Here is a 24842-nt window from a genome sequence, read left to right as displayed (position 1 = left end):
GAGTTGCGTGACGGGGAGCCATGGCTCGATCGTGACGATTGCAATCCACGTAGTTTCATCAGCAGACAGTCATTCGATCGCGCCGCCCGCAATATAACTTCCCGCACACCGCATTGAACCCCCGCCAGAAATAATACGTCGCCAGCGCCATGATTTAGCAATATTTATTAACTAAAAACCACCCTCCCAATGCCAGAGATTGACAACTTTCAGTTGATTTTCATCATCGATTAACTCCTTTCAATATCGTTGACATCATTACGATTGCAATTCAACATAGCAAAATAATCGTAATAAACAGTAACATCCCCCGGGGAAACGAGAGAATGTCTAGCGACAATGCCCTGGGCCTTATGGCTCAGCTAATGTGGACAAGTTTACTTGTCGCGGGTCCCATTCTCCTCGCCGCTCTGATAACGGGTCTCGTCATCAGCCTGTTTCAAGTCGTCACACAACTTCAGGAAATGAGTCTTTCCTATGTGCCGAAACTGGTTGTCGTCGGTTTCGTCATTGTCCTGCTCGGTTCCTGGATGTTGGCCCGACTGACCGGCTTTACCCAATCTCTCTTTAATCTCATTCCGACACTGGGCTAACCATGATCGCCAGTCCGAGTATCGGATGGGCTGCGGCGACGCTGTTGCTTTCGTTGCGCGTGGGCCCGGTGTTGACGCTTGCCCCACCCTTCTCGCAGATGGTGACGCCGATGCGGGTTAAAGTTGCCGCGACACTGACGTTGTCCGCCTGCCTCGCATCGACCGTCCCGTATCAGGGGCCAGTCGACGCCGGCATGATTCCCGTTGCCGCATGGGAGGGCCTGCTCGGGCTTGCGATCGCCTTTGCATTCCAGGCCAGTTTCGCGGCTCTGTCGTTCGTCGGACGCGTTCTGGATGTTCAGGCCGGCTATGGCCTGGCGATGGTCATCGATCCGGGCTCGCGTAGCCAGGCGCCGTTGCTCGGTTCCATCCTTACCATGACGGCGGGCGTCATTTTCTTCGCGTCCAACGGGCATCGCGATCTCCTCGCCCTGCTTTTCGCGCTCACGCAATCGTTTCCGCCTGCGTCTGTCCACATCATCGGCGACCCCGCATCGTTCACGTCGTACTTCGGCTCGCTGACTGCCATCGCGCTGGGCGCGACCGCCGCCGTCATGCTGACGCTGTTCCTGACGGATCTTGTGATTGCGTTCCTGGCCCGTGCGCTCCCGCAGATGAATGCATTGATGCTGGGCTTCCAGGTCAAGGCGTTCGTCACGCTTGCCGCAATGGCGTTGGCAGTTGGCACGCTCGCACCGGTCGCGTTGCGGCTCGTGCGGCTCGCGCTCGACTTCGTTCCGACCACGTTCCGACACTATGGCTGAACAAGACGAGAACCGGTCCGAAGCCGCCACTGCCTACCGTCTCGAGCAGGCGCGCAAGAAGGGCATGACGCCCAAGAGTCAGGAGCTCGGCATGCTGGCCAGCCTCAGCGCCTGTGCGGCCTACTTGTGGACCGATGGCACACACCTCGCGTCAGCCATCGCTACCCGCAGCGTTCGCCTGTTGGCAGAGATTCCTGCCGTCGCACATACGCCCGGCGCGATGACTACGTGGTTGATGACAGCAGTGTTGGACGCCTTTCGCTTGATTGCGCCGATGGCGCTGTTGTCGATGGGTGCTGGGCTGCTGGTCACCGTGCTGCAAACCCGCTTCCTTTTTGCGCCGGCTGCCGTCAAGGCCGACATGTCCAGGCTCAATCCCGTCCAGGGATTCAAACGCATCTTTTCGTTACAGACGCTCCTGGATTCGGCTCGCACTCTGACCAAAATGGCTGTTTACAGCCTGATCGCATGGTTCTGCATCGCGTCCATAATCGAGAGCGTCGCACATACGCCGCTCAATCCGCGTCGCTTGGGCGAGCTGATGCAGACGGTCGGACTGAGCTTCCTCGCGAAGCTGCTGATCGCCGCCGCAGTGTTCGCCGCACTCGACTTCGTGATCGTCCATCGCGTCTTCGCAAAGAAGATGCGCATGAGCCGTCACGAAATCAAACAGGAATACAAACAACGCGAAGGCGATCCGCGGATCAAGAATCAGCGACGCAAGATTCGTCGCGAGCTGACCCAGAATGCGCGCAGCCTTCGCAATGTCCGCGACGCGGATGTCCTGATCACGAATCCGACGCACTATGCGATCGGACTGAAGTACGTGCCGGCGCATATGGCAGCACCCAAGGTGATCGCACGAGGCGCCGGCGATTTTGCGCAACGGCTCAAGAAGGTTGCGTTCGTTTACGGCATTCCTGTCGTCGAATCGCCAGCGCTGGCCCGACGTATTTTTCGTGAAACATGCGTCGATCAGGAAATTTCCGCCGGCTCGTATCGCGACGCCGCCACGGTCTACCTGCGCATTCGCCGCCGCGTTGGCGAGGTCGCCGCATGAACGCGCTCATGTCCCGCTTCGGCCGGCAGCAAGATCTCGCGCTCGTGCTCGCCGTCATGGCGATCCTGCTGATCCTCTTTGCGCCGATCCCGGCCGCCGCTCTGGACCTGCTGATCATCACGAACTTCGCGTTCGCGTTCACGATCCTGCTGCTGACGATCTACGTTGTCCGGCCCGTCGATTTTTCGACCTTCCCGTCGCTGCTGCTGATCGCGACGCTGTTCCGGTTGTCGTTGAACATCGCGGCGACGAGACTCATCCTGTCCGGCGGCGAAGCCGGCCAGGTGATCAGCGCAATCGGCGAATTCGTCGTGCAGGGCAATTTCGTCATCGGCCTGATCATCTTTTTCATCCTGATCGTCGTCCAGTACGTGGTCGTGACGAACGGTGCACAGCGCGTGTCCGAGGTGGCCGCCCGCTTCGTGCTCGACGCGATGCCCGGCCAGCAGATGAGTATCGATGCGGACCTCAACATGGGTCTGATCGACCAGGACGAAGCGCGGGCCCGCAGAAAAGCGCTGGAAAAGGAGGCCGCGTTCTACGGCTCGATGGACGGCGCGAGCAAGTTCGTCAAGGGCGACGCGATCGCCGGCATCATCATCATGCTCATCGATATTCTTGGCGGCTGGGCAGTTGGTGTCGCCCAGATGGGCATGCCGCTCGGTCACGCACTACAGAAGTTCACCTTGCTGACGATCGGCGATGGCATCGTCACGCAGGTACCCGCGCTCGTGATCTCGGTGGCAACCGGGATCATCGTCACACGTTCGGCGTCCGACGGCGAACTGAGCAACGAAGTGTTCCGCCAACTCGCTCAGTTCCCGAAGATCCGCTTTCTCGTGACCGGGGCGCTGATCGGCCTGCTGATCCTGCCGGGCATGCCGAAATGGCCGATCCTGATTCTCGCGCCGGTGGTCTTCTTCGCGTGGTGGTTCGCACGCGGCACGTCGGCCGAAGCAGCTACGGCAATGGCCGGCGCCGACGCTCCGGCCACGCCCGCTGCCGGGAGCGACGGGCAGGCCTTGCCCGTTGCACCTGTTGAAGTCGGCTTCGGCCCGGAACTCGCGCGTGCATGGATTCCACTACAGGGCGTGCTGGCCGAACGGGTTGCCGCGTTTCGTAAGCAGTACGCCGACGAGATGGGTGTCACGATCCCGGCCGTGACATTCCGCGATGCAGCGCAGCTGGGCTCGAACGACTACCGGATCTTGCTGTACGGCAATCGCTTCGGCCAAGCCGCGCTGCATGCAGACAAAACCCTCGCGATCCACCCGAACGGCAAGTCGGGCGACCTGATGGGCATCGCGACGCGCGACCCGGCATTCGGCCTGCCCGCGCTGTGGATCGACGAAGCGCAGGTCTCCCGCGCATCGTCGCTCGGCTATACGGCCGTCGACCCGATGACGGTACTCGTCACGCACGTCACCGAGGTTGTCCGTGCAAACATCTCGACGCTCCTGTCCCGCAGCGATGTCGTCGCGCTGCTCGAAGGCGTCCGCACACGGTCGCCGGGGCTCGTCGAGGAACTTGTACCCAACATCCTATCAGTCGGCGACGTGCAGGCCGTGTTGCAGGGATTGCTGTCCGAGCATGTCCCGATCCGGAACATCGACCAGATCGTCGAGGTGCTGGCCGATGCCGGTCGGCATGAGAAAGATCCGGCATTGCTCGGGGAACGCGTACGTCAGAAGCTCGGACATAGTATCTGCCAGCGTCTGATCGGCGAGAAGGAAGCACTCGCGGTGCTGACGCTCGATCCGATGCTCGAAAACACGATTGCACACAATTTGCAGGGCGCTGACGGTAGCGGTGCATTCGTGCTCGATCCGGGGCTGGCCGAATCGTTCCTCACGCGGCTCGCTGAACAAGTCGACGCGATGCTTCGACAGAATCTCGCCCCCGCGTTGCTGTGCCGGCCCGAGCTGCGCCGGCACCTGAAGATCTTTTCTCGCCGTATCGCCCCTCGGCTCGCCGTTCTGTCGATGAACGAGATCCCGCACGCGATCAATCTGCGTTCGTTCGGGATGGTCGGTCTCGACCGTCACGCTTCCGCGGCATGACCGCCCCGCTTTCATGAACGATACCCGCCCCGCCCATGGATAACCTGATGACAACCGCCGTCGGCCTGATCTCGTCCGAGATGCGCCAGGTCGAAACCGCCGCGCAGAACGTCGCGAATCTCGCGACACCGGGCTACAAGCGGCTGATCACCTTCGCCGATGCGGTTTCGCAGGCCGAGTCGTCCGCGCAAACGGCGGCGCCACGTGCATCCACGCGCGACGTTGCAACCGACTTCACGCCCGGCCGCATGATCCACACCGGCAATCCGCTGGATCTCGCGCTGTCGAGCGGCGGCTTCTTCGCGGTTTCCGCTCCCGATGGCACCGCCTATCTGCGCGGTGGCTCCTTCCGGCTGGACGCCGATGGCCGGCTCGTCACGCGACAAGGCTGGGCGCTGCAAGGCAGTGGCGGCGGCGACATCGTCGTTCGTTCGCAGAACTGGCGCGTCCTCGCCGACGGGACCGTGCTTGACGATGGCCAGCCGGTCGCCGTGATCGGCACGGCGTCGTTCGCCAATCCGAATCAACTGGCCCGCACCAACGACGGGTTGTATCGCGCAAACGGTGCGCGACCGGTCGATCTGGCCGATCCCCGCGTGATGCAGGGCTATCTGGAAACGTCGAACGTATCGAACGCCGACGAAATGATCCGGATGATGGCCGCGATGCGACGCGTCGAGTCCGGGCAGAAGCTCGTTCATGCGTACGACGACATGATGGGCAACGTCCTGCAACGTCTCGGAGACATGTAATCGTGAACAATGTGTTCTACATCGGCGCAACCGGCCTCAACGCGCAACAGACCGCCATCGACGTCACGGCGAACAACATCGCCAACATGACCACGCCCGCGTTCAAGCGCGGCACCGTCGCGTTCTCCGAACTGCTCACCACGGTGCCGGCGCCGCTCGTGCGCGATTACGCGAACGAAACGTCGAGCATCGCGGCCGGCGTCAGCGCGGATCCATCGCTGCACGTCTATACGCAGGGCGAATTGCGGCCGACCAACAATACGCTCGATCTGGCGATTCGCGGCAACGGCTTCATCGAGCTCGCGTCCGATTCCGGCCAGACGCTGCTCTGGCGCGGCGGCACGCTGCGGGTCGGTTCCGACGGCTATCTCGCGACCGCGGACGGCCAGCGCCTGAAGGCTATGATTTCGGTACCGCGCGATGCATCGGCGATCACGATCTCGCAGACCGGTCAGGTTCAGGCGACCGTGTCCGGCCAGGCCGATCCGCTCGACATCGGCGAACTCGAAGTGCTGGTGCCGTCCGACGTGCGCTCGCTCGAATCGGTGGGCGGCGGCGTCTATCGCGCACGGGACGATGCGTCGTCGTTGACGCGCGTTCGCCCGGGCGAGGACAACGCCGGCGTGCTGGTCCAGGGATTCAGCGAGGCATCGAACGTATCGATGTCCGACGAACTCGTCGGCCTGATGCTCTACCAGCGAACCTATGCGGCCAACGCGCGGCTCGTTCAAGTCGGCGACGAGTTGATGTCCATCGCCAACGGGCTCAAGCGATGACGCGCGGTTTTTCCAGTCCGAGCAAGTCGCGCGCACCGTTGGCGGCGCGCGCTCGGCTACTTTGCCTCGGTGCGCTCGTTCCTGTGGCCGTGCTCGGCGCGCCGCCGTCGCCCGACGCAGCGATCCGTTTTCGCGCCACCGTCACCGTCGATCGCCCGACAGTCACGCTGGCGGATGTCGCCGACCTGACCGCCCTGCCTGAGTCCATCGCACCGCGCGCGGCGACCGTTCCGGTGATGTCGCTCGCGCGATCGGCAACCGCCGTTCGCGTGGACGCGCGCCGGCTCGCCGCATCCGCACGCCGCGCGATGCCAATGCTCGGCCCCTGGCTCGCGAACGTGCCGGTCGCCGACGTCGAAATCACACTTCTCCGGACCAACGCCGCTGCCAGCACGGCTTCGCCCTCGTGCGTGAGCGTGCTCGCTGATCTCCCGGTCGACGCCAGCCCGTCAGCCGGCGAGATTCAACCGGCAGGCTGCCCGGGCAACGGCGCCGTACGGGCCTGGCGCTACGACGCGGAATCACATGTAGTGCGGGCGGCCCGCGCCATAACCGCCGGCGAGATCGTGCCGGCGCCCGCCACGTCCCGTCTGGCCACCGTTCATCGTGGCGGACGCGTGTTCGACACCATCCAGGTGGGTGCCGTGACGGTGACGCGCTCTGGCACGGCACTGGCCGACGCCGGGCCACGGCATGCGGCACCGGTACTGACCGGCAATGCGGACATCCAGATCTGGCGGGCGCCGTCGGACGGACGGGGGCACTGACATGCGCCGCGTCCTTTCCTTCATCCACGCGGGCGCACTTGCAGCGTCGCTGCTCGGGACGACCGCCGCACCGGCGGCCGATCTCTATCAAGGCTCGACCTACGAATCGCTAACGGCAGACCGACGCGCGTCGCGGCCGGGCGACATCGTCACGATCCTCATCTACGAGAATTCGAGCGCGAGCAACACCGCAGACACGTCGACGAAGACCGGCTTCGGTGTGCAGGGCAACGTGTCGACGCTGTACGCGGGCAAGAATTCTGCACAGGTCGGTCTTGGCGACAACTACGGCGGCAAAGGCCAGATTCAGCGCACGGGCCGGCTGCTCGCACAGCTGAGCGCCAGCGTCACGGGCGTGACGCCGAGCGGCGACCTCATCGTTGCAGGCACGCAGGACATCGACGTCAACGGTGAAAAAACCCGCATTCGCCTCGAAGGCCGCATCCGGCCGATCGACATCGCCGCGAACAATACGGTGCTGTCGACGCGACTCGCAGACGCGAAGATCGACTACACCGGCGAAGGCTTCATCACCGATCGCTCGCGGCCCGGCCTCATTCCACGCTTCTTCGCATGGCTCGGCCTATGGTAAAGCGCTTCTTCATCCATGCCGCGTGGCTGGTCTGCGCGGTCTCGACCGCCGCTAGCGCGGCCACGGCCGACGTTCGCCTCAAGGATCTCGGCCGCTTCCTCGGCTGGCGCGACAACATGCTGGTCGGATACGGGATCGTCACCGGCCTGTCGGGCTCGGGCGACACCCCACGCAATCAGGCGACCCGCCAGGCGATGACGAACATGCTGTCGCAGTTCGATCTGAATCTGACACAAGATCAACTGCAGAGCCGCAACGTCGCAATGGTCATGATCACGGCGTCGCTGCCGCCAACCTCGGACGTCGGCGACAAGCTCGACGTCAACGTGACGTCGATGGGCGATGCACGCAGCCTGTCCGGCGGCACGCTGATCATGACGCCGCTACGCGGGCCCGACCGCAAGGTCTATGCGCTCGCGCAGGGAGCGGTATCCGTGGGCGGTTATCGCTACGATGCCAACGGCAACCTGCGCATGAAGAATCACCCTACCGCAGGCACCATTCCCGAAGGCGCGACCGTCGAAGTACCGGTCACGGCCGAACTGGTCAACCGCGACGGCTACCTCAGCTTCATCCTGAAGGACGCCGACGCGATCACGGCAGAACGCATTGCATCGCAGATCAACCGCTCGTTCGGCAGCGGGACCGCCCGCTCGACCGATGCGCGCACCGTGCGCATCCGCGCGCCGCTGGACGGCGGCGGACTGAACGGCTACGTCGCGCGCATCGAGTCCCTCGCCGTGGCCCCCGACCAACGCTCGCGCGTCGTGATCAACGAGCGCTCCGGCACGGTCGTCGCGGGTGGCGATACGCACATCGCGCCGATCACGATCTCGCACGGCGACATCAAGGTGACCGTCGCCACGCAGTACAACGCGTCGCAACCGGGCCTCATCGGAATCACGGGCCCAAACGTACGCAGCCTCGTCGTCGGCAACAGCGAGCTCTACGTCGACGAACCGGGCCAGACGGTCGCCGCATCGTTTCCGCAAGGCAGCGTCGGTGATCTCGTCCAGGCGCTCAAGGCCAGCCGGATCAGCACGCGGGATGTGATCGCGATCCTCGAAGCGATCAAGGCCGCCGGCGCGCTGCACGCCGACATCATCGTTCAATAAGGAGAGGGATTCATGTCCATCGATCTCGTCGCGTCGATCGCAACCAAGGCGCTCGACGGGCTGTTCGCGCGACAGGCCGCCACTGCGCAGAACATCGCGAACGCCAATTCGGTCGGCTACGTGCCGGTCCGCGTGACATTCGAAGAGGCACTGCGCGATGCCGCCGAAACCCATGCTGGCGACACCGTCGATACGCGTCTCGCGCGCATCCGGTCGGTCGAACCCTCGTTCGGCGCGCCGCTGCCGATCGACGTCAACACGGTCCGTCTCGACGATGAAATCGCGTCCGCGTCCGAAACCTCCGCACGCTACGCGATGCTGATTGGCATGCTCGACCGGACGCTGCAGATCCGCCAACTCGCCATCAAAGGAATGTAAGCGATGGAAAACAGCCTTTTCGCGATCGCGCGCTCGGGGCTCGACGTCGAACGTCAGCGTATGGAAGTCATCGCACAGAATCTCGCCAATGCCGGCACGACCCGCACGTCGGACGGGCAGGCGTACCACCCGTTACGCCTCGTCTCCGGCCCGAGAATCGGCGCAACCTTCGACGATCACCTGCGCAATGGCGATACGTCGCCGACCTTCGGCATGACGGGTGTCCAGAGCTACGGTGTCGAGCGCATCGATGCACCGCCACGGCTCGTCCACGACCCGGCGCATCCGCATGCGGACGCCAACGGCATGGTCGCCTATCCGGGAATCGACCATGCCGGTGAAATGGCGTTGATGGTGCAGACGCTGCGCAGTTACGAAGCCGACACCGTGATCTTCAATGCCGCACGTTCGATGTATATGCGAGCGCTCGAACTCGGGGCCCGCTCATGAGCGCCAATCCGGTCGAATCGATCTCCATGGTGCAGGGCGCCCCGCTGTCGGAAACGGCCGCCATGTCGCCGTTTGCGCAGCAGTCGAGTTTCGCGGACTGGCTCGTCGCGGGCGCGACCCGTGTCGACCAGACCACCAGGCTTGCCGACGACGCCGTCGCCCGCTTCGCGCTCGACGGCGCAGTGCCGCCGCATCAGGTCATGATCGCGCTGGAGGAAGCGCGCATGTCGCTGCAGCTCGCGTTGCAAGTGCGCTCTCGCATCGTCGAGGGATACCAGGAACTGATGCGGATGCAGCTGTAAGCCATGGAATCTCTGCTCACACGTATTCGCGCGTCGTTTGCCGACGCATCGCCGCGCCGCCAATTGATCAGCGTTGCCGTTCTGGTTGCACTCGTCGCATCGTTGATCACCGCCGGCTATTTCGCACTGCGTCCGCGCTATCAAGTGCTGTTCCGGGACCTGAAGCCGCAAGACGCGGCCACCATCGTCGCCGAACTCGAACGGCAGAAAGTCCCCTTCCGGGTCGACGAATCATCTTCTGCCGTGCTGGTTCCCGCCGCGGACGCGCAAGTCATGCGGCTCAGGCTGATGAGCAGCGACATGCGGCTACAGGGGGCCGTCGGCTTCGAACTATTCAACAACTCGGATCTCGGCATTACCGACTTCGCGCAGAAGGTCAACTACCAGCGTGCGCTGCAGGGCGAACTCGCGCGAACCATCATGTCGCTCGACGAGATCGAACTCGCGCGTGTCCATCTCGCGTTTCCCGATTCGTCGATCTTTCGGCGCGCGGACGATCGGCCAAAGGCGTCCGTCGCACTGTTCATGCGTAGCGGCCATACGCTCGGCTCCGACACGGTGCGCGGCATTCAACGCCTCGTGGCCGCCGCGGTCCCGCAGCTGTCTGCGGCCGACGTGACGGTGCTTGACCAGCGCGGGGAATCGGCTTCCGGACGCGATGTTCCCGTCGACGATCCGCACTACGCGCTCAAGCACGCACTCGAACGCGAGTACGAGCGCAAGATCGGCGTGCAGATTGCCCCGTTGCTCGGCGCGCGCCATGCAACCGTCAGTGTCGACGCAACGCTGAATTTCGATCAAGTGCGCGTCACCAACGAATCCGATCTGAATCGGCCGATCGCGAGCGCGGGGTCGACCGGCATTCCGTTGCCGCCATCGTCGGTGAATGCCAAGGGCATCGGAGTGTCCGCCCTTCCGCCGTTGCCGTCCACATCGTCGTCCGATGGCACGCGAACGGAACGCAAGCTGGAGCAGATCGTGTCTGCGCCGGGCTCGCTGAAACATCTGAGCGTCGGCGTCGTGATCGACGGCACGCTACCGGAAGAGACGCTGACGCAACTGAAATCGGTCACGGCCGCGGCAGTCGGTGCGGACGGGTCGCGTGGCGACACGGTCGTCATCTTCGCACGCTCTCAAGCAGCCGACGGGTCGGCAACCGGAATTGCATCGCCGCCGGCAGTCGATGGCGGCGCCCCCACGATGCCGGCGCCGAATCCCGTCGGCGACTTGCTCGCCGACCACACGGCCGTACGACCGGGCGGTATTCGGCAGGTCTGGGCAAGGCTCGGATTGCCGGGTCCAGTTGCCGCGTCCGCAACGGTCCTCGTGCTGCTGATTGGAAGCGCCCTGCTGTGGCGCGCGCTTGCCGGCGGCAGACGACCCGCCGGGCAGCACGCAATGACTTCGACGGAACGCGCCGAGTACGTCACGCGCCTCCGTGTCCTTCTTTCCGAGAGTCGTCAGCATCATGAAGGCTAACGCGCGTATCGACCGACGCCTGCGCGGCCTTGTTGCCGATCTCGCCCATCGGCCCGCCGACGACATCGAGGCAGTCTGGCATGCGTTATCGGACGCCGAGCGCAAGCAGTTGCGCCCGCTGCTCAAAGACGCGGCGTCGCTCGGCCAGGGAGAACCTGGCGGATTGGCGACGGTCCTGTCCGACGCACCGTTGCAAGACGACGGCGAAGGATCGCCCAATCATGCTCCTGCCATCGAGCGTCTCGCCGGCCACTGGCCCGATGCGCTGCTCGCACAACTGGCCGGCAGTGTCGACGACGCGCAGCGCACGCGCCTGTTCGCGGATCATCCGGCATGGCGGCGTCATACCGTCGCGCCACTCGCGCCGCGTGCACGCGATGCGCTGCTGCGCGCCGCTGACGAAGCGATTCGAGCGCTTCCGCCGGCCGTCGAGGTCGACACAACTTCGCAGCGTCCGCCGAGCTCGTGGAGACGGCGCTTGCTCGACGGCCTCCGCAGGAGGCGCACGTGAGCCCGATCATCAAGGCAGAACAGATCGTGCTGAGCGTCGAGCGCGTGTCTCTCGGCGCGCAGTCGGCCGTGACGGAGCCTTGTTCGTCGCCGATGGCACATTCCCCGGTGGCGCATGCGCACGACGATGGCAACACCGGCGATGCATTTGCGCCGGAGCGCGATCGCTTGCTTGCACGGATTGCCGCACTCGAAGCGACAGCATCCGGCCACGAGGCCGAACTCGCGCAATCCGCTCGAACGGCATTCGAGCGCGGCATCGAAGATGGCATTCGGCAGGCGGCGCATGCCGAGGCCGAACGACTCGCGTTGCTGAAAAGCGGCATCGATGCCGCGCGCGACACGTTCATTGCTCGGCTGGCATCGCTGGAGAAGCTCGCGGCAGAGGTCGCACTCGTCGGGCTGGAGCGCGTGCTGGGCGATCCGACCCGTCATGCCGAACTCGTCATTGATACCGTACGCCATCGCCTGATGTCGATCGCGCAGGAGTCGCTCGTCGGAATCCGCGTGTCCGCGGACGATTTCCCCGATCCGGCACGGCTCGACACCGTTCGACACACGCTCGACACGGCACCGTCGGTGTCGCTCGTCGCCGATCCGCAGCTTCCTGCTGGCGCCTGCGTAATCGACCTGACGCTCGGCAAGCTCGACGTCGGTATCCCACGCCAGTTGGCCAGCATCGCTGCGACGATCCGGGAGACGGACAGTCATGCATGAACGGCGCCCCGTGCATCCTTATATCGACGCGCTGCGCCGCCTCGACCCCGTCGCGCGACTGGGCACCGTGACCCGCATCATGCCGACCTTCATCGATGCAAACGGCCCCGGCGTAGCGGTCGGCTCGCTTTGCGTCCTGGGAGAACAGACGCCCCCGCTATATGCCGAGGTCACCCGTGCGGAAGTTGGCAGAATTACGCTTGCCCCTTATCAGGCCACCCTATCGCTCTGTATCGGAGATACGGTACGCGCGGTCGGCTCGGACGCAACACTGCCCGTGGGCGACGCGTACCTGGGGCGGATCGTCGATCCACTCGGCCGGCCGCTCGATGGCGGCGCTGCGATTGCACCGCGACATCCGTGGCCGCTTTCGGGCGTGCCCACGTCGCCGCTCGATCGCACCACCCCCGATCGTGCGCTCGATACGGGGATCCGAGCAATCGATACGCTGCTGACGCTCGGCGTCGGCCAGCGCATCGGCATCTTCGCGGGGAGCGGCGTCGGCAAAACGACGCTGCTGTCCGGACTGGCTCGCCACGTCGATGCAGACGTGTGCGTTCTGTGTCTCGTCGGTGAACGCGGACGCGAAGCCGAGGATTTCTGGCACCGGGCGCTTCAGGATGTGTCACGCGCGCGGTCGGTAATGGTGATCGCCACGTCCGATCAGCCTGCCATCCTGCGTGCACGCAGCGTATCGGCGGCACTGGCCCACGCCGAGTATTTCCGTTCGCAGGGCAAGCATGTGCTGCTGCTGCTCGACTCGATCACGCGCTATGCGCTCGCGCTGCGCGAGATCGGCCTCGCGGCGGGAGAGCCTCCCACCCTTCGAGCCTATACACCGAGCGTCTTCGCCGCATTGCCGAAGGTCGTCGAACGCTGCGGCGCGGTGCGCGACGGCGGCGCTATCACAGCGCTGATGACGGTGCTGGCCGAAACCGACGAAATCGACGATCCGATGGCCGAAACCATGCGCGCGCTGCTGGACGGACACCTCGTGCTGACGCGAACGCTCGCCGAGCAGGGGCATTTCCCGGCGATCGATGTGACGCGAAGCGTCAGTCGGGTCATGCAACACGTCGCCAGCGATGATGCGCGCCATCTGGCTGCGCGTGCCCTCGCCGGGCTGTCGCTCTACGAGCAGTCGCGCACGCTCATCGAAGCCGGTCTCTATGTCGCCGGCAGCAATCCCGTGCTCGACGATGCGCTGCGCATCCGTTCCAGCCTCATTGATTTTCTCCGGCAGGACGTCGGGCAGGCCACCGATCGCGATCACGCGATCGTATCGCTGAAAACCATACTGGAGGCGACGTCATGACACGCCGCTCGCAACGGAACGCTGCGCTCGACATCGCGCTCGTCCGTCAACTGCAACTGCAACAGGCAATCTCGCGTGCCGCGCAGGCACGCGCTGCGCTCGATGTCGAGCGCGACCGGCAGCAGCAAGTCGAAGCCGAGCACGACTCGCATCTCGCGGCGTGGCGCGGCGCGGCCCTGGCCGACCGGCTATCGCCCGCGCTGCTCGCTAATTGCTCGGCCGCACTCGAATCCGTTTCCATCCAACGCAACACCGCGGCGCGGCGCGTCGACATGCGGACCACCGAGTTGGAGGTCGTTCGCGCGGCTCTGCAGCAACGCGACCGCCTCGCCGACGCCGCCGATCAGCACGCCCTGCACATGGAGAAACGACATCGCGCGGCGCTCGACGAGCGACGGATGACCGAACTAGAGATCCGCGTAGCCCTTTCTGGGGAGAATTGATGACAACGGATGTTCAGTTGCTTCGTGCGGCCGACGCGTCAGCCGATCGGCCGCGCATATCGGCCAGCGGCACCGGCAACGCGTTTGGCCAGTTGCTTCGCTCGATGGAGCAGGACATGTGGCGCAACGCCGTGTCAGCGCTTCCTGCCGACAGTCCCGCCCGATCGACGCCCTGCAACCCGGCAACCGTCGAGTCGCCGGTGAGCGCTCCCGCCATCACCGAACAGTACACCGCCTCGATCGCGTCGCCTCTCTCGTCGCAAGCCGTGACGACGGTTGTGCCCGACGTCGGCCCCGCGGTCTCGCTTACGCAAACGAGCGCCCCGACAACGCTGCCACAGCGCGAGGATGCGGCTCGACCTGCGAGCGCATACCAGGCGCCTGGTCCTCGACCGCTACCCGAGCGTTTCGGGCAACCGGACGCAAAAGCACCCGGTTCGACCGAACACATCGCTGGCGTGGCCTCCGGCCGCGACCTCCCGGTCGCCAACGTATCGTCACCACCGGCCGCCTCGCCGTTTCGCGTGACGGTCCTGCCGGGGAATGGCGCGCCACTTGTGTCGCTTCGCATCGCACAGGCCGATCCCGACGACCTCGACTTGCTCGATTCCCATGTTCGCACCGCTCTGCAGCAGAGCGGCTACCCCACGTCGAAGCTCGTGATCAACGGCATCGACCGCAACGCTCCCGGAGAAACCACTCATGGCGATTGATCCCATTGCCTCGTCCGCCAATCTCGGCGCCCGGGCAGATTCGCTCGGCCTGAACATGCAGTCGCTGCTGCAGATCATCCTGACGCAGCTTACCTACCAGGATCCGCTGAAGCCCGTCGACAACTTCGAGTTCGTATCGCAACTCGCACAGTTCACGTCGCTCGAGCAGAGCCGGCAGATGACGGACAAGATCGACAGCCTGCTGACGGTCCAGTCGGCCACCAGGACGGTCGGGCTGCTCGGCCGCAACGTGGATGTACAGACCGATACGGCGCAACTGAGCGGTGTCGTGAAGAGCGTGTCGTTCAAGGACGGCCAGCCGCAATTGACGATCGAAACGGCAGACGGCCAATTCCTGACCAACGCGACGGTCGCGCAGATCGTCGCTGTTCGATAATCGGCGCGACCGGGAGAGATCCATGCTTGAAAGCATCTACATCGGCATGAGCGGCTTGACAGCCTATTCGCGCGGCTTGCAGACCATCAGCAACAACGTGGCCAACCTCAATACCGCCGGCTTCAAGACGTCGACGCCGCAGTTTGCCGACCTCTACTACGGCCAGCAATTCGCACGCGGCTCCAGCGGCAATCCGAACGTCGCCTATTCCGGCAGCGGTGTCGAATACGGCTACGCTTCGCTGAATTTCAAGCAAGGCGACACGCGGCCGAGCGATGGTCAGCTCGATCTCGCGATCCAGGGCAACGGATTCCTGACGCTGCTCGACGGAAAGGACGCCCGCTACACGCGAACGGGCCAGTTCATCGTCGACGACGACGGGTCGATTCGCGACAAGAGCACCGGGCTGCAGCTGGCGGCGCTCACCGGCTCGGGTGGTCTCTCGGGCCTGTCGGTTGCGGGCAAGCAGGTGAATCCGCCGATGGCAACGACCGTCGTCAAGTTCACCGACAACCTGTCGACGGGGTCCACCAGCTTCTCGATTCCCAACATAGACGTATATGACGCCACTGGCGGGAAACACACGCTCAAGCTCGATTTCAAACCCGATTCCGGCCCGCTTCCCGGACGCTGGAAGGTGTCCGTCAGCGACGAAAACGGCGTGCCCGTCCAGGAAAGCACGCTGCAATTCACCGGCGGCATTCCCGATCCCGGGCAGAACAAGATCGGCGTCACGTTGCGCCCTGCCAACGCGCCGCTGCTCACGGTTTCGCTCGATTTCTCCAATGGCGTGACGAGCTATTCCGCGGGCACGACATCGACCCTGCGCGTGTTGTCCAAGGATGGTTACGCGACCGGCACGCTGTCGTCGCTGAGCATCGATCAGGACGGTCAGCTCGTGATCGGCTATTCCAACGGACAAAACGACAAGCTCGGCGCGGTCGCCCTCGCCAGTTTTTCCAATCCCCAGGAACTGATTCAGATGGGCAAGGGACTGTTCGATGCGAGCCACGCCGCCCCGCCTGCGTATCGCTCCAGCAATGGCGCCGGCGTCGGCAAGCTGCTTTCCGGTGCGACCGAGGCGTCGAACGTCGACTTGTCGTCCGAGTTCGGCCAGCTCATCCTGATCCAGCGCGGCTTTCAGGCTTCGTCCCAAGTCGTGAGCGCGGCAAACGAGATGATGCAACAGCTGCTTCAGATGCGGAGTCAGGGATGAGCATCGGCCCCGTCACCTGGCGCCCGGCCAGCAATCGCGATCCTGATCTCGCGCGGGCGCTGTTCGAGACGGCACTCGCCGACTGGCAGTCGCGGTGGTTCGGTCGGACGTGCTTTTCGCTCGGCGACGTCGCGAGCCTGCCCGGCAAGCCGCCCGAACCCGACGCGCGGGCACAAACCAGTCACTGTTGTGCTCCGGGTGTGCGCATCGACATGTCCGAGCGCAGCGATCGGCGTCTGATCGACGCCGCGTTCGCTGCGGGTGGACACGCATTCGACAACCCCGCATGCCATGGCTTCCTCGCATCGATCGCCGCCGAAATCCGCGACGACCTGATTGCGTCGCTGTGCGTATCGTCTGCTTCCGGTCGGACAGCTTCAGCACCCGCCGGCAATGACGTCTCCACCGCCGCGACATCGTTCAGCGGCTACGGTCTTTTTCGGCTGCCGATTGTCGCGCCGAATGGCGACGCGCTTGCGTTGCTGTTCTGCGACGTCCGGCATGTCTGGAACAACGGCGCATCCGACGCGCGCGCCGTCCCGCGTTCGCGGATCGGCACCGAGCTGACACCGCGCCGCATCGCGCTGGATACGTGTCAGGTCGCACTGTCCGTGCGGCTCGGTCGATGTGAATTGTCCGCTGCCCAGTTGACGACGTTATCGCCGGGCGACGTCATCGTCCTCGATCGCACGATCGACGCGCCTGCCACGCTGGTCGTCGACGAAACCTCGTCCACCGTCGCGTTCGGTACGCCGGGCCATACCGGCACATCGCTTTCCTTCAAACTGACGTCGCTCGCGACGCCCGATTCGCCATGACTACCCATACGTTTCCCAAACAGGCCGTAGCGGCCCGCGTCGATCTGCCCGAACAGCACGCCGACGCGAGCGCGGAAGCATCGCCGCGCCCGATGCTCGAGCTGCTCGACGGCGTCAAGGTCACGGTCGACGTGCTGCTCGGTCGCACCACGATGAACGTCAAGGACATGATGACGTTGCAATCGGGCGGCGTGCTCGAGCTGGATCGATCGGTCGGCGATCCGGTCGAGATCGCGTTGAACGGCAAGGCGATCGCGACCGGCGAAATCGTCGCCGTCGACGGCCGTTTCGGCGTGCGCATCGTCAGCGTTGGAACAGCCGATCGATGACCACACCGGTACCCGCATCGTGGCTCGAACGCGCACCGGATGCCGCGCCGGCCGTCAGCCTCTTTTCGCACCTCGGCGTCGACTGGGTTCGCGTCGTGCTGGCGTTGCTGTTGTGCCTCGCGATCGGCGTGGTCGCCGCACTCGTCATCCGGGCACGCTCCGTCCGCGGCACGCCACGCGATCCCGGGAATGTGCCGCGCATTCGCGTGATCGAACATGCCCGACTTTCCGCTCGGGCCACCTTGCATCTGATCGAATATGACCGGCGCGTTGTTCTCCTCATGTCCGATGCGAACGGCAGCCGTGTCGTCGACGCTCGCGACCAGTTGCCGCAGGAGTCCTGAAATGCGCTCGACGTTGCTCCGCGTTCTGGCCGTCATGCTGTTTGCGTTCCTGGGCGGTGCCGCCAATTGGGCCCATGCGTCACCTGCAGTGCAGGCTGCAGCCCCGCTGTCGGCGCTCGGCGTCGCCGACTTCGAGCGCTCCGGGGCCGGCATGTCCGAAGCCGTCCGAATCGCCGTGCTGCTGACGGTACTCAGCCTGCTCCCGGCATTCGTGGTCTCCATGACGGCTTTCATCCGGATCGCGATCGTGCTGTCGATGATCCGCCATGCATTCGGCATGCCCGAAACGCCGCCGACGCCGGTACTGATCAGCCTCGCGCTGTTCCTGACCGTGTTCGCGATGCTGCCGACGCTGCAGACGATCAACCACGATGCGCTTCAGCCGTTCATCGGCGGTCACTTGGAATTGTCGCAGGCGCTCGAGCGCAGCAGCGGGCCGTTGCGCGACTTCATGCTGCGCCAGGTGCGCGAGGACGAACTGAAGTGGATGTACGAGATGTCGCATCAGCCGCTTCCGGCAACGCCCGCCGACGTCAGCCTGCTGCAATTGACGCCCGCATTCATCCTGAACGAGCTGCGAGTGTCGTTCCAGATCGGTTTCGTCATCTTGCTGCCGTTCCTGCTGATCGATCTCGTCGTCTCCAGCGTACTGCTGTCGCTCGGCATGCTGATGGTGCCGCCCGCGACGATCTCGCTGCCGCTCAAGGTGCTGATGTTCGTGCTGGTCGACGGCTGGGGTCTCATTTTGCGCGGCGTGCTGGGTAGTTTCAAATGACGCTGCCGGATCTGCCGGGCGCGATGCGCGCTCTGTCGACAGAAGGACCGGAGCACGATCTGTGGGTCGCCTTCGAGCGCAGGCGCGACCCCGACACCAGGGAGGCGCTGTTCGATTTTTACCTGTCGTATGCGGCCGCGCTCGCCGGCAAGCTGTATCGCGGGCGGCATCGGGACGATGTCGAGTACCAGGACTACATGCAGTTCTCCTGTGTCGGCCTGCTCGAATCCATCGACCGGTTCGACCGGACCCGCGGCGTTGCATTCACGACGTTCGCCACACAGCGGATCAAAGGTAGCGTCCTCGACGGCGTCACCCGGCTGACCGACGGGCAGGAACAGACCGCGCTGCGTGCCAGCATCCGCCGCGAGCGGCTTGAGTCGCTGAAGGATGCCCCCGGTGGCCAGCCACGCGACGTCTTTCGCGTGCTCGCGGGCGTGACCGTCGGCCTCGCTATCAGTTTCATGCTCGACGATACGGGCATGATCGGTGCCGACCCAGGGGCGGCGCAGTCCTTCCAGGACCATCCGTACCGGACGCTGGCGCAGCAGCAGACGCGCTCCCGCCTGTACGAGGCGGTCGACCGCCTGCCCGCACGCGAGCAGAAGATCATTCGCTACCACTACTTTCATCGCTTGAGCTTCGAGCACATCGCCGACATTCTCAACCTGTCCAAAGGCCGCATTTCGCAGTTGCATCGCGCGGCACTCGACGAGCTTCGTCGGCAGATCGGCACCGACGACTTCTATCTTCTTGCGTGACTCGCCATGGAAAACAACCTGTCATCGATTTTGTGCCCGGACGACCGGATGGCCGTGCTGGTGGAATCCATGCGATCCAGCGACGAAGCGGCGCTCCACGCGTTGAACAACGCACTCGAGCGCTGGCCCGACGACTACCGGTTGTGGTTCCTGCGCGGCGCAGTTCATGCCGGGGCGCAGCACTATGAGGCTGCCAGAAGCGATTTCGACGCATCGCGGCAACTGACGCCCGATTTCCCTGTCGCAGGCTTCATGCTCGGCTTTCTCCACTTGACTCATGGTCATGTCGATCGGGCCGTCGATGCGTGGCAGCAACTCGATACGCTGCCGGCCGACGATACGCTGCGCATGCTGAAAACCGGCTTGCTGAACCTCGCTGACGACCGCTTTGCACTGGCCGGCGAGCAGTTACGTGCGGGGATGGCATCGAATACGAAATACCCGCTGATCAATCGCTATATTGCGGACGTGCTCCGGCACGTCGAGTCGATCGTTGATACTTCGCCGGGCAATCACGCGTCATCGGAAAAGACGGGTATCCTTCCGGAAATCGATCCGGCGTGTTCCACGCCCCGCTGATAGGCTTTTCCATCGCCATGATTTCCCGCACCACGCTCGACCAGCTCACCGAGATACTGTGCAGCGAACTCGACAAGAAGGCCCGCGCGCGGCCGGGCGCCGCTGGTGCGACGTCGGCCGCCAGTACAACATCGAAAAGCGGGCCACGCCCGTTGGGTGAAACGCTCCGAGCGCATATCGACCAGTTGCTCGCAGCGGGCGTGACGGACGAGTTCCAGTTGACGCGCGCCGCGGTCGAGCATGTGCTGCACCGGCAATTCGGCGACGAGCAGGTCAACGATCCAACGTTTCAGTCGATTGCGAACCGGGTCGCGCAAGCCATCCTGGAAGATGACAGCCTCAAGGACGATCTGATGGCCGCGTTTGCCCTTCGCAAGTAATACTCGTCAAACTGAGCCAGCGCACTTCACCGGGGGTAAAGTGACAAGCGACCACCCCGCGCCAAGCGCTGGTACAACAGCCATCGCGATACGCCGTGGTACAGGTCCATGCAGCTATAACGGCAAGCAAGATTGGGCGACTGGAGCAGACCGATAATAGAGATGGCGGATGCGTTGGCTGGCGATGATGCAATAGGGGTGATTGCTGCACGGGCGGGGGTGCGGTGATGCCCCGCTTCTACGACGATTTGCTGTCCGTCAGTCCATTCGGCGCAAGCCGGCGCGCTCCGATATCAGCGTGTCACGGGCCGGAGATCTTCCGGTGCCAGATCACGCGCCCGTCCCGCAAAATAGTTGGGCGACATGTCCAGCGCCCGGCGACATCCAGCCCCTTCAGCTTGATATAACCGTCACTGAAGCGGGACGATCGGTCTCACTCAAAAAGCCCGACAAGCAACCTGTCATACGCTTCCACCTGTTTCGGGTTGGTGGACAAAAATCGCCCGATCCGCTCTCGTTGCTGAATTCGGTAACCTTGCCAATCCTCATCGTGAAATTCGACGGCTCGCTCGAGTTGACGGCACCCTTCGTCCACGTCGTTTTTATTGTAAAAGTAACCCAGTTCGCGGCATAGGTCGGCGTTGTGAACCATTGCGTAACCGTTCCAGCAAACATCGAAATAGAAATAATTCAATGCAAGACCGGATTGATGAGAAATGACGATGTCGGTGTATTCCGAAAGAAATTGGGGCGTGTTGTAATAACCGACAAAGCTTATTTTCGAATCCCGCACAAGATCCAGATGAGTTGCGATGCCGATGAATTCGGGGCTGCCTTTCGCGAGGTGTTCCGTGTTCGTCGCGTGCACATACGATATTTTCTCGCCTAGCTTCCGATAACCCAATTCCGCAATCAAGATCGGGTAGAGGCAGAACTTGGTGACGTCGATGTTCGGCTCCATCACGGACAACCGCTTCGGTTGTCCGGTCGGGCGATATTCCCCGCGATGCGGGAGTGCGGCCGATCGTTCTTCCACGCAGATCGGGTCCCAAACAAACGGCACCTCGCGAACAGGCTGGCGTCGCAAAACGCTGAAGAAGCCGGCGCTGGTATCGACGACTTGCGGGATGATCCACACTTGGTCGTAACGTTGGTTGATAAATACCGTTTCGGCATGCCGTCTGCCAAAAATCATCGCCTGCATCATGTGCACGTATTCCGGACCACAACAATAGCTTACGACTTTTGCGCCACGTGCCTGCAGATACGAGGTTTGCTGCTGATCGATTTGCCCCCCGAGCTCGATCAGGACATCCAGCGAATCTTTCGCGTCGTCGAAGGAGCACACCGGAAACTGCTTGATATCCCAGGGAAGAGCGGACGTGATCTCGACGCTCGTTGTGTTGACGAGCTTGACTTGATGACCGAGCGACGAGTGTTGAAAGAGCTTCATCAGATACAAGGCGTTCTGCTTGATGCCGTTGACCCAAAGACTCTCGGTCGCGTGGTGAAGGCCGATTGTGATGCCGATGCTAAGTGATCGTGCGGAACTCATTGGGTATCCGGTGTGCTCGTCAAATAGATGCAAATCATAGCGTCCTCGCATTTTCCGAGCGGTTAAAAACTGTCAAAATTTGGATCCGAACGCTTGGAGGTATCCGGAATTTCGCGTGTGCGGCGGGTTGAGATTCAGATTCCAATGTTGAATCGTTCCGGGTAAAGCAGCGCGAACTGAGTCATGACGCTCTTCCAATCGTGCCGGGAACCGGTCCATTTGGCCACGACGTTGCGCAGCGCCAGCCAGATCAATTTGAGTGCGGCCACGCCCGACGAGAAGTGGCCGCGTGCCTTGATGATCTTCCGAAGCTGCATGTGCAGCAACTCTATCGCGTTGGTCGTATATACAATTTCCCGAATATCAGGCGCGAAGGCATAGGTGCGGCCAACGAAGGCCTTCCAACATCGGCCCCTGTCATACGTTCTGGCACCATGTGCCTATCCTGCAATAGTTCCCTTTGCTCCTCGCACGAACGCCACCAGAACACGACAGGCACATGGGCACACGTCGATGGAACACCGAGGGAACATCACGGCACCACCATCCCGGTTTCCAAAGGGCTACGCCCTTTGGGCACGATATGGTTCGGCAATGCGTCGGCATTTCCGCAAACATATCCGTCGTGCCTATCGCTTTCAGCTGGGCGACACTCGGGATACAGGTCAGAGACACGATCGATACGCGAGGACTACACCAAGGCGACACTGTCGTCGTCGCGCGCTCGACGCGGTGCAATCTGCACCATGCCGCAAAGCCACGTCCATACTGGCTTTGCGCGATCCGCGACCACTGCAACGACGTTTCACCGCTCAGCAATGTGGTGCGCCTCAAACCCGCGCCACGCTTGGGCTGAGCGACCGGTTTGCACGCGTTTTGGCGCGTGCGTCATGTCTGTGCGATTTCAAGGGGGTGGTGCGTTTTGGACCAACACGATATTTACGCTGCAAACGGGACCGACGACAGCGCGACGGCCAGCGACGGAAGTCGGCAATTGTCGGCGTCAACGGCAGCCAGAGCGAACGCCGATCATCGCGTTATTGCCAACCGCTGGCTGCGTCACGCGATAGACGGAATCCCCGTAATGCACCTCGATGACGACGAGCGACGGCGCGTCGCCAAACAGCTCTTCTGAGACTCGAGCGCAGATGCGACAACGCCCGCAGAAGCGGGCGTTGTCGTCCAAATGTGTTACGTCATCCCCTTTTATCCGCGTTCCACACGAACTAAGTCATCGTACTCGCCGAACTCAGGTACAGCGGAATAATTAGGCTTCACGTCGGCCGACGAAGTAGCAGTCTCAATCCGGTGCGGATCGAAGAATTCTCGACGTATCGTGACGCCACCATCACGAGCAAAGATATATGATGTCCCAATTATCACCCTATCCGTATCGCCGTCAAATTCTCGATAAGTGGCCATCGATAGAAATAGCTTACCGGGCTCAACTTCCTGGAAGTCGTATGAAAGTGATTCCCTCAACAAATTGTCAAGAAAACCAAGTCCGATCGCCTTGGCTGTTACTTCAAGAAAACAATATGGCCGCTCAACGGAGTCCACAAGAACCGTGTAAAGTTGGCCATTGACGTGAGCCGACCTGGCTTGCTCCTCAGACCAAATCTCCGTCGGCCGCTTCTTGGCACGGAACCATGACTTACAAAAATAGATAGGCCGCTTCATCAATAAATCCTACCGTTAACATCTCGAATCAACACCCCAGCCTTGTTCGCAGCATCAAGAACCGACTGCGGAACTGGTCTGATCTGAACCGGCACTTCGAGATAGTACTGACCACGCAACATCTGTCCACCCAGCCCGCCACTCGATGGTACGTTTGCAATACCAGCATTCACCGAATATTTTCCTGGAATTTCATTGATATAGCTGACCGCTGTCTGCGTCTTAATATCAGATAGCTGCGTAAACTTGCGAGAAACAATTTCCCCAAGACCGGGGTTGTAGGAATCCAATCGATAGTACCCCTGACCCGTAGACTTGTTTACGTAGACCTCTTTGTACGGATAAGCGGACGAGCGTTCAGCATTGAAATGCGTTACCTTGCTCGACACGCAACAGCCAATCTGGCTTGCCACCTACTCGCGCGGTGGTTCCGCCAACTCCAGCTACATCAACCGCATTCAACTGCATGCCGCTGCGCGACATGTAGTTACTCATCAGTCTATCTACTGTCGGCCCAAAGGTCTCAACTGCCGCAGCCCCGGCCGCTCTTCCAACAGCACCAGCACCTATCAATGTCGAAGCTGCTTCACCAAACGCTTGAAGTTGCTTCGCGGCCGCTGTTCCGTAGTTGCCGTTGCTCCATGCAGCACGTGCAGCATCGGCGCTCGCAGCCCCAGCAAGCTGGTAGCCGAAATCCTTGAAACTTTGCGCCGCATCGCCAACCAACTTGCCGGCATAGGCCGCGCCAGGACTCGGATCCAGCACACCAGCATATCCGCCTCGGTAACCACGAATTGCGGCATCGAGAGGTATTTCACCAGCGCCCGGACCAGCCACCAGAGCACCCGGCAACGCATCAGGGAACTGTGCGCTAAACGCTTGTCCGGCCAACTGCGTAGGCGCTGCCGGTACACCCATGCTCGGACCATACAACGTCGACGCGCTGCTATAGGTTGTCGGTGTCGTGTCGACCAGCCCACCGTATGCGCCATACAGCAACGCGGCATTGCTATACGTCGACTCCGGTGCTACGAATCCGCTGCCAACACCGCCCAAGCCACCGGGCAGGATTTGCCCGTTGAGGCCAGCGATCGCGTCCTGAGCGCGCCGCGTTGTCGAGTCGACGGAAGCAGCCTGCACGTTGCTCGCCACCATGTTCCTGACGGTGCTGGCCACCGCGTCCGCGGCGATTGCCCCGAGGTTGATTTACTCTTCGCGCAAG

32 protein-coding genes and 1 pseudogene are annotated in these 24842 nt (G+C 62.7%); 27 read left to right on the top strand and 6 right to left on the bottom strand.

Features of this window, described 5'->3' with window-relative positions; translation table 11 throughout:
- Positions 1-326: 326 nt before the first annotated feature.
- From fliQ to WT97_RS07885, 27 genes are all read left to right on the top strand, one after another.
- Positions 327-593: a flagellar biosynthesis protein FliQ gene (fliQ, locus tag WT97_RS08010; RefSeq protein ID WP_060036033.1), complete on the top strand. Its 267-nt coding sequence runs from the start codon at positions 327-329 to the stop codon at positions 591-593.
- A gap of 2 nt (positions 594-595) precedes the next feature.
- Positions 596-1357, top strand: a complete 762-nt coding sequence (locus WT97_RS08005; protein ID WP_060036034.1) for a flagellar biosynthetic protein FliR — start codon at positions 596-598, stop codon at positions 1355-1357.
- Positions 1350-2417: a flagellar biosynthesis protein FlhB gene (locus tag WT97_RS08000; RefSeq protein ID WP_082742277.1), complete on the top strand. Its 1068-nt coding sequence runs from the start codon at positions 1350-1352 to the stop codon at positions 2415-2417. The genes WT97_RS08005 and WT97_RS08000 overlap by 8 nt, the downstream gene beginning before the upstream one ends.
- Positions 2414-4477, top strand: coding sequence for a flagellar biosynthesis protein FlhA (locus WT97_RS07995; protein WP_060353264.1), 2064 nt, complete (start codon positions 2414-2416; stop codon positions 4475-4477). The genes WT97_RS08000 and WT97_RS07995 overlap by 4 nt, the downstream gene beginning before the upstream one ends.
- A 47-nt stretch (positions 4478-4524) precedes the next feature.
- Positions 4525-5229 carry a flagellar hook-basal body protein gene (locus WT97_RS07990; RefSeq protein WP_257127550.1) on the top strand — a complete coding sequence of 235 codons (705 nt, stop codon included), beginning with the start codon at positions 4525-4527 and terminating at the stop codon, positions 5227-5229.
- Between the two features lie 2 nt (positions 5230-5231).
- Positions 5232-6005 carry a flagellar hook-basal body protein gene (locus WT97_RS07985; RefSeq protein WP_060036037.1) on the top strand — a complete coding sequence of 258 codons (774 nt, stop codon included), beginning with the start codon at positions 5232-5234 and terminating at the stop codon, positions 6003-6005.
- Positions 6002-6772, top strand: a complete 771-nt coding sequence (locus WT97_RS07980) for a hypothetical protein (protein ID WP_156440231.1) — start codon at positions 6002-6004, stop codon at positions 6770-6772. The genes WT97_RS07985 and WT97_RS07980 overlap by 4 nt, the downstream gene beginning before the upstream one ends.
- Before the next feature lies 1 nt (position 6773).
- Positions 6774-7364: a flagellar basal body L-ring protein FlgH gene (locus WT97_RS07975; protein ID WP_060036039.1), complete on the top strand. Its 591-nt coding sequence runs from the start codon at positions 6774-6776 to the stop codon at positions 7362-7364.
- Entirely contained in the window at positions 7358-8479 is a 1122-nt protein-coding gene (locus tag WT97_RS07970) for a flagellar basal body P-ring protein FlgI (protein WP_060036040.1), read from the top strand. The genes WT97_RS07975 and WT97_RS07970 overlap by 7 nt, the downstream gene beginning before the upstream one ends.
- 12 nt (positions 8480-8491) lie before the next feature.
- The gene (locus WT97_RS07965) at positions 8492-8857 is read left to right on the top strand and encodes a hypothetical protein (RefSeq protein WP_060353263.1); all 366 of its coding nucleotides are present in this window, start codon (positions 8492-8494) and stop codon (positions 8855-8857) included.
- A gap of 3 nt (positions 8858-8860) precedes the next feature.
- On the top strand, positions 8861-9307 hold the full coding sequence (gene flgC / locus WT97_RS07960; protein WP_060036042.1) for a flagellar basal body rod protein FlgC: 447 nt from the start codon (positions 8861-8863) through the stop codon (positions 9305-9307).
- Positions 9304-9609, top strand: a complete 306-nt coding sequence (gene fliE, locus WT97_RS07955) for a flagellar hook-basal body complex protein FliE (RefSeq protein ID WP_060036043.1) — start codon at positions 9304-9306, stop codon at positions 9607-9609. The genes flgC and fliE overlap by 4 nt, the downstream gene beginning before the upstream one ends.
- 3 nt (positions 9610-9612) lie before the next feature.
- Positions 9613-11088 carry a flagellar basal-body MS-ring/collar protein FliF gene (gene fliF / locus WT97_RS07950; protein WP_060036044.1) on the top strand — a complete coding sequence of 492 codons (1476 nt, stop codon included), beginning with the start codon at positions 9613-9615 and terminating at the stop codon, positions 11086-11088.
- The gene (locus tag WT97_RS07945; RefSeq protein ID WP_060036045.1) at positions 11078-11599 is read left to right on the top strand and encodes a hypothetical protein; all 522 of its coding nucleotides are present in this window, start codon (positions 11078-11080) and stop codon (positions 11597-11599) included. The genes fliF and WT97_RS07945 overlap by 11 nt, the downstream gene beginning before the upstream one ends.
- Complete coding sequence (locus WT97_RS07940; RefSeq protein ID WP_060036046.1) at positions 11596-12315, top strand: hypothetical protein; 720 nt, start codon at positions 11596-11598, stop codon at positions 12313-12315. Before WT97_RS07945 ends, WT97_RS07940 begins: the two co-directional genes overlap by 4 nt.
- Positions 12308-13630: a FliI/YscN family ATPase gene (locus tag WT97_RS07935; RefSeq protein ID WP_060036047.1), complete on the top strand. Its 1323-nt coding sequence runs from the start codon at positions 12308-12310 to the stop codon at positions 13628-13630. The genes WT97_RS07940 and WT97_RS07935 overlap by 8 nt, the downstream gene beginning before the upstream one ends.
- Positions 13627-14073, top strand: coding sequence for a hypothetical protein (locus WT97_RS07930; RefSeq protein ID WP_060036048.1), 447 nt, complete (start codon positions 13627-13629; stop codon positions 14071-14073). Before WT97_RS07935 ends, WT97_RS07930 begins: the two co-directional genes overlap by 4 nt.
- On the top strand, positions 14073-14786 hold the full coding sequence (locus WT97_RS34035) for a hypothetical protein (protein ID WP_156440230.1): 714 nt from the start codon (positions 14073-14075) through the stop codon (positions 14784-14786). The genes WT97_RS07930 and WT97_RS34035 overlap by 1 nt, the downstream gene beginning before the upstream one ends.
- Positions 14776-15183 carry a flagellar hook assembly protein FlgD gene (locus tag WT97_RS07925; protein WP_060036049.1) on the top strand — a complete coding sequence of 136 codons (408 nt, stop codon included), beginning with the start codon at positions 14776-14778 and terminating at the stop codon, positions 15181-15183. Before WT97_RS34035 ends, WT97_RS07925 begins: the two co-directional genes overlap by 11 nt.
- Positions 15184-15205: 22 nt before the next feature.
- Positions 15206-16399 (top strand): flagellar hook protein FlgE, encoded by a 1194-nt coding sequence (locus WT97_RS07920; protein ID WP_060036050.1) that lies wholly within the window; start codon positions 15206-15208, stop codon positions 16397-16399.
- 212 nt (positions 16400-16611) lie between these two features.
- Complete coding sequence (locus WT97_RS07915) at positions 16612-17217, top strand: FliM/FliN family flagellar motor C-terminal domain-containing protein (RefSeq protein WP_179949759.1); 606 nt, start codon at positions 16612-16614, stop codon at positions 17215-17217.
- A complete protein-coding gene (gene fliN / locus WT97_RS07910; protein ID WP_060036052.1) occupies positions 17214-17546 on the top strand; it encodes a flagellar motor switch protein FliN in 333 nt (110 codons plus the stop codon). Before WT97_RS07915 ends, fliN begins: the two co-directional genes overlap by 4 nt.
- Positions 17543-17890: a hypothetical protein gene (locus WT97_RS07905; protein ID WP_060036053.1), complete on the top strand. Its 348-nt coding sequence runs from the start codon at positions 17543-17545 to the stop codon at positions 17888-17890. The genes fliN and WT97_RS07905 overlap by 4 nt, the downstream gene beginning before the upstream one ends.
- A gap of 1 nt (position 17891) precedes the next feature.
- Positions 17892-18665 (top strand): flagellar type III secretion system pore protein FliP, encoded by a 774-nt coding sequence (gene fliP, locus WT97_RS07900; protein ID WP_082742278.1) that lies wholly within the window; start codon positions 17892-17894, stop codon positions 18663-18665.
- On the top strand, positions 18662-19426 hold the full coding sequence (locus WT97_RS07895) for a sigma-70 family RNA polymerase sigma factor (RefSeq protein WP_257127552.1): 765 nt from the start codon (positions 18662-18664) through the stop codon (positions 19424-19426). The genes fliP and WT97_RS07895 overlap by 4 nt, the downstream gene beginning before the upstream one ends.
- A 6-nt stretch (positions 19427-19432) precedes the next feature.
- Positions 19433-20005 (top strand): hypothetical protein, encoded by a 573-nt coding sequence (locus WT97_RS07890; protein ID WP_156440229.1) that lies wholly within the window; start codon positions 19433-19435, stop codon positions 20003-20005.
- The gene (locus WT97_RS07885) at positions 19987-20385 is read left to right on the top strand and encodes a hypothetical protein (protein ID WP_257127553.1); all 399 of its coding nucleotides are present in this window, start codon (positions 19987-19989) and stop codon (positions 20383-20385) included. Before WT97_RS07890 ends, WT97_RS07885 begins: the two co-directional genes overlap by 19 nt.
- A gap of 433 nt (positions 20386-20818) precedes the next feature.
- Here WT97_RS07885 and WT97_RS07880 read toward each other — a convergent pair whose 3' ends face one another.
- From WT97_RS07880 to WT97_RS34015, 6 genes and pseudogenes are all read right to left on the bottom strand, one after another.
- On the bottom strand, positions 20819-21940 hold the full coding sequence (locus WT97_RS07880) for a DUF2827 domain-containing protein (protein ID WP_060036055.1): 1122 nt from the start codon (positions 21938-21940) through the stop codon (positions 20819-20821).
- Between the two features lie 134 nt (positions 21941-22074).
- Positions 22075-22320: pseudogene (locus tag WT97_RS07875) on the bottom strand (transposase); the annotation flags it as partial.
- Between the two features lie 623 nt (positions 22321-22943).
- Entirely contained in the window at positions 22944-23126 is a 183-nt protein-coding gene (locus WT97_RS34030) for a hypothetical protein (protein WP_156440228.1), read from the bottom strand.
- A 20-nt stretch (positions 23127-23146) separates the two neighbouring features.
- A complete protein-coding gene (locus WT97_RS34025; RefSeq protein ID WP_156440227.1) occupies positions 23147-23620 on the bottom strand; it encodes a lytic transglycosylase in 474 nt (157 codons plus the stop codon).
- Positions 23620-23910 (bottom strand): hypothetical protein, encoded by a 291-nt coding sequence (locus WT97_RS34020; RefSeq protein WP_156440226.1) that lies wholly within the window; start codon positions 23908-23910, stop codon positions 23620-23622. Before WT97_RS34020 ends, WT97_RS34025 begins: the two co-directional genes overlap by 1 nt.
- Before the next feature lie 67 nt (positions 23911-23977).
- Positions 23978-24775, bottom strand: a complete 798-nt coding sequence (locus WT97_RS34015) for a hypothetical protein (RefSeq protein WP_156440225.1) — start codon at positions 24773-24775, stop codon at positions 23978-23980.
- Between the last annotated feature and the right edge of the window lie 67 nt (positions 24776-24842).

The sequence above is a fragment of the Burkholderia sp. MSMB1459WGS genome (assembly GCF_001534535.1).
Taxonomy (GTDB): Bacteria; Pseudomonadota; Gammaproteobacteria; order Burkholderiales; family Burkholderiaceae; genus Burkholderia.
The sequence above is the reverse complement of the archived record's forward strand: the minus strand, read 5'-3'. Positions and strand labels throughout refer to the sequence as shown.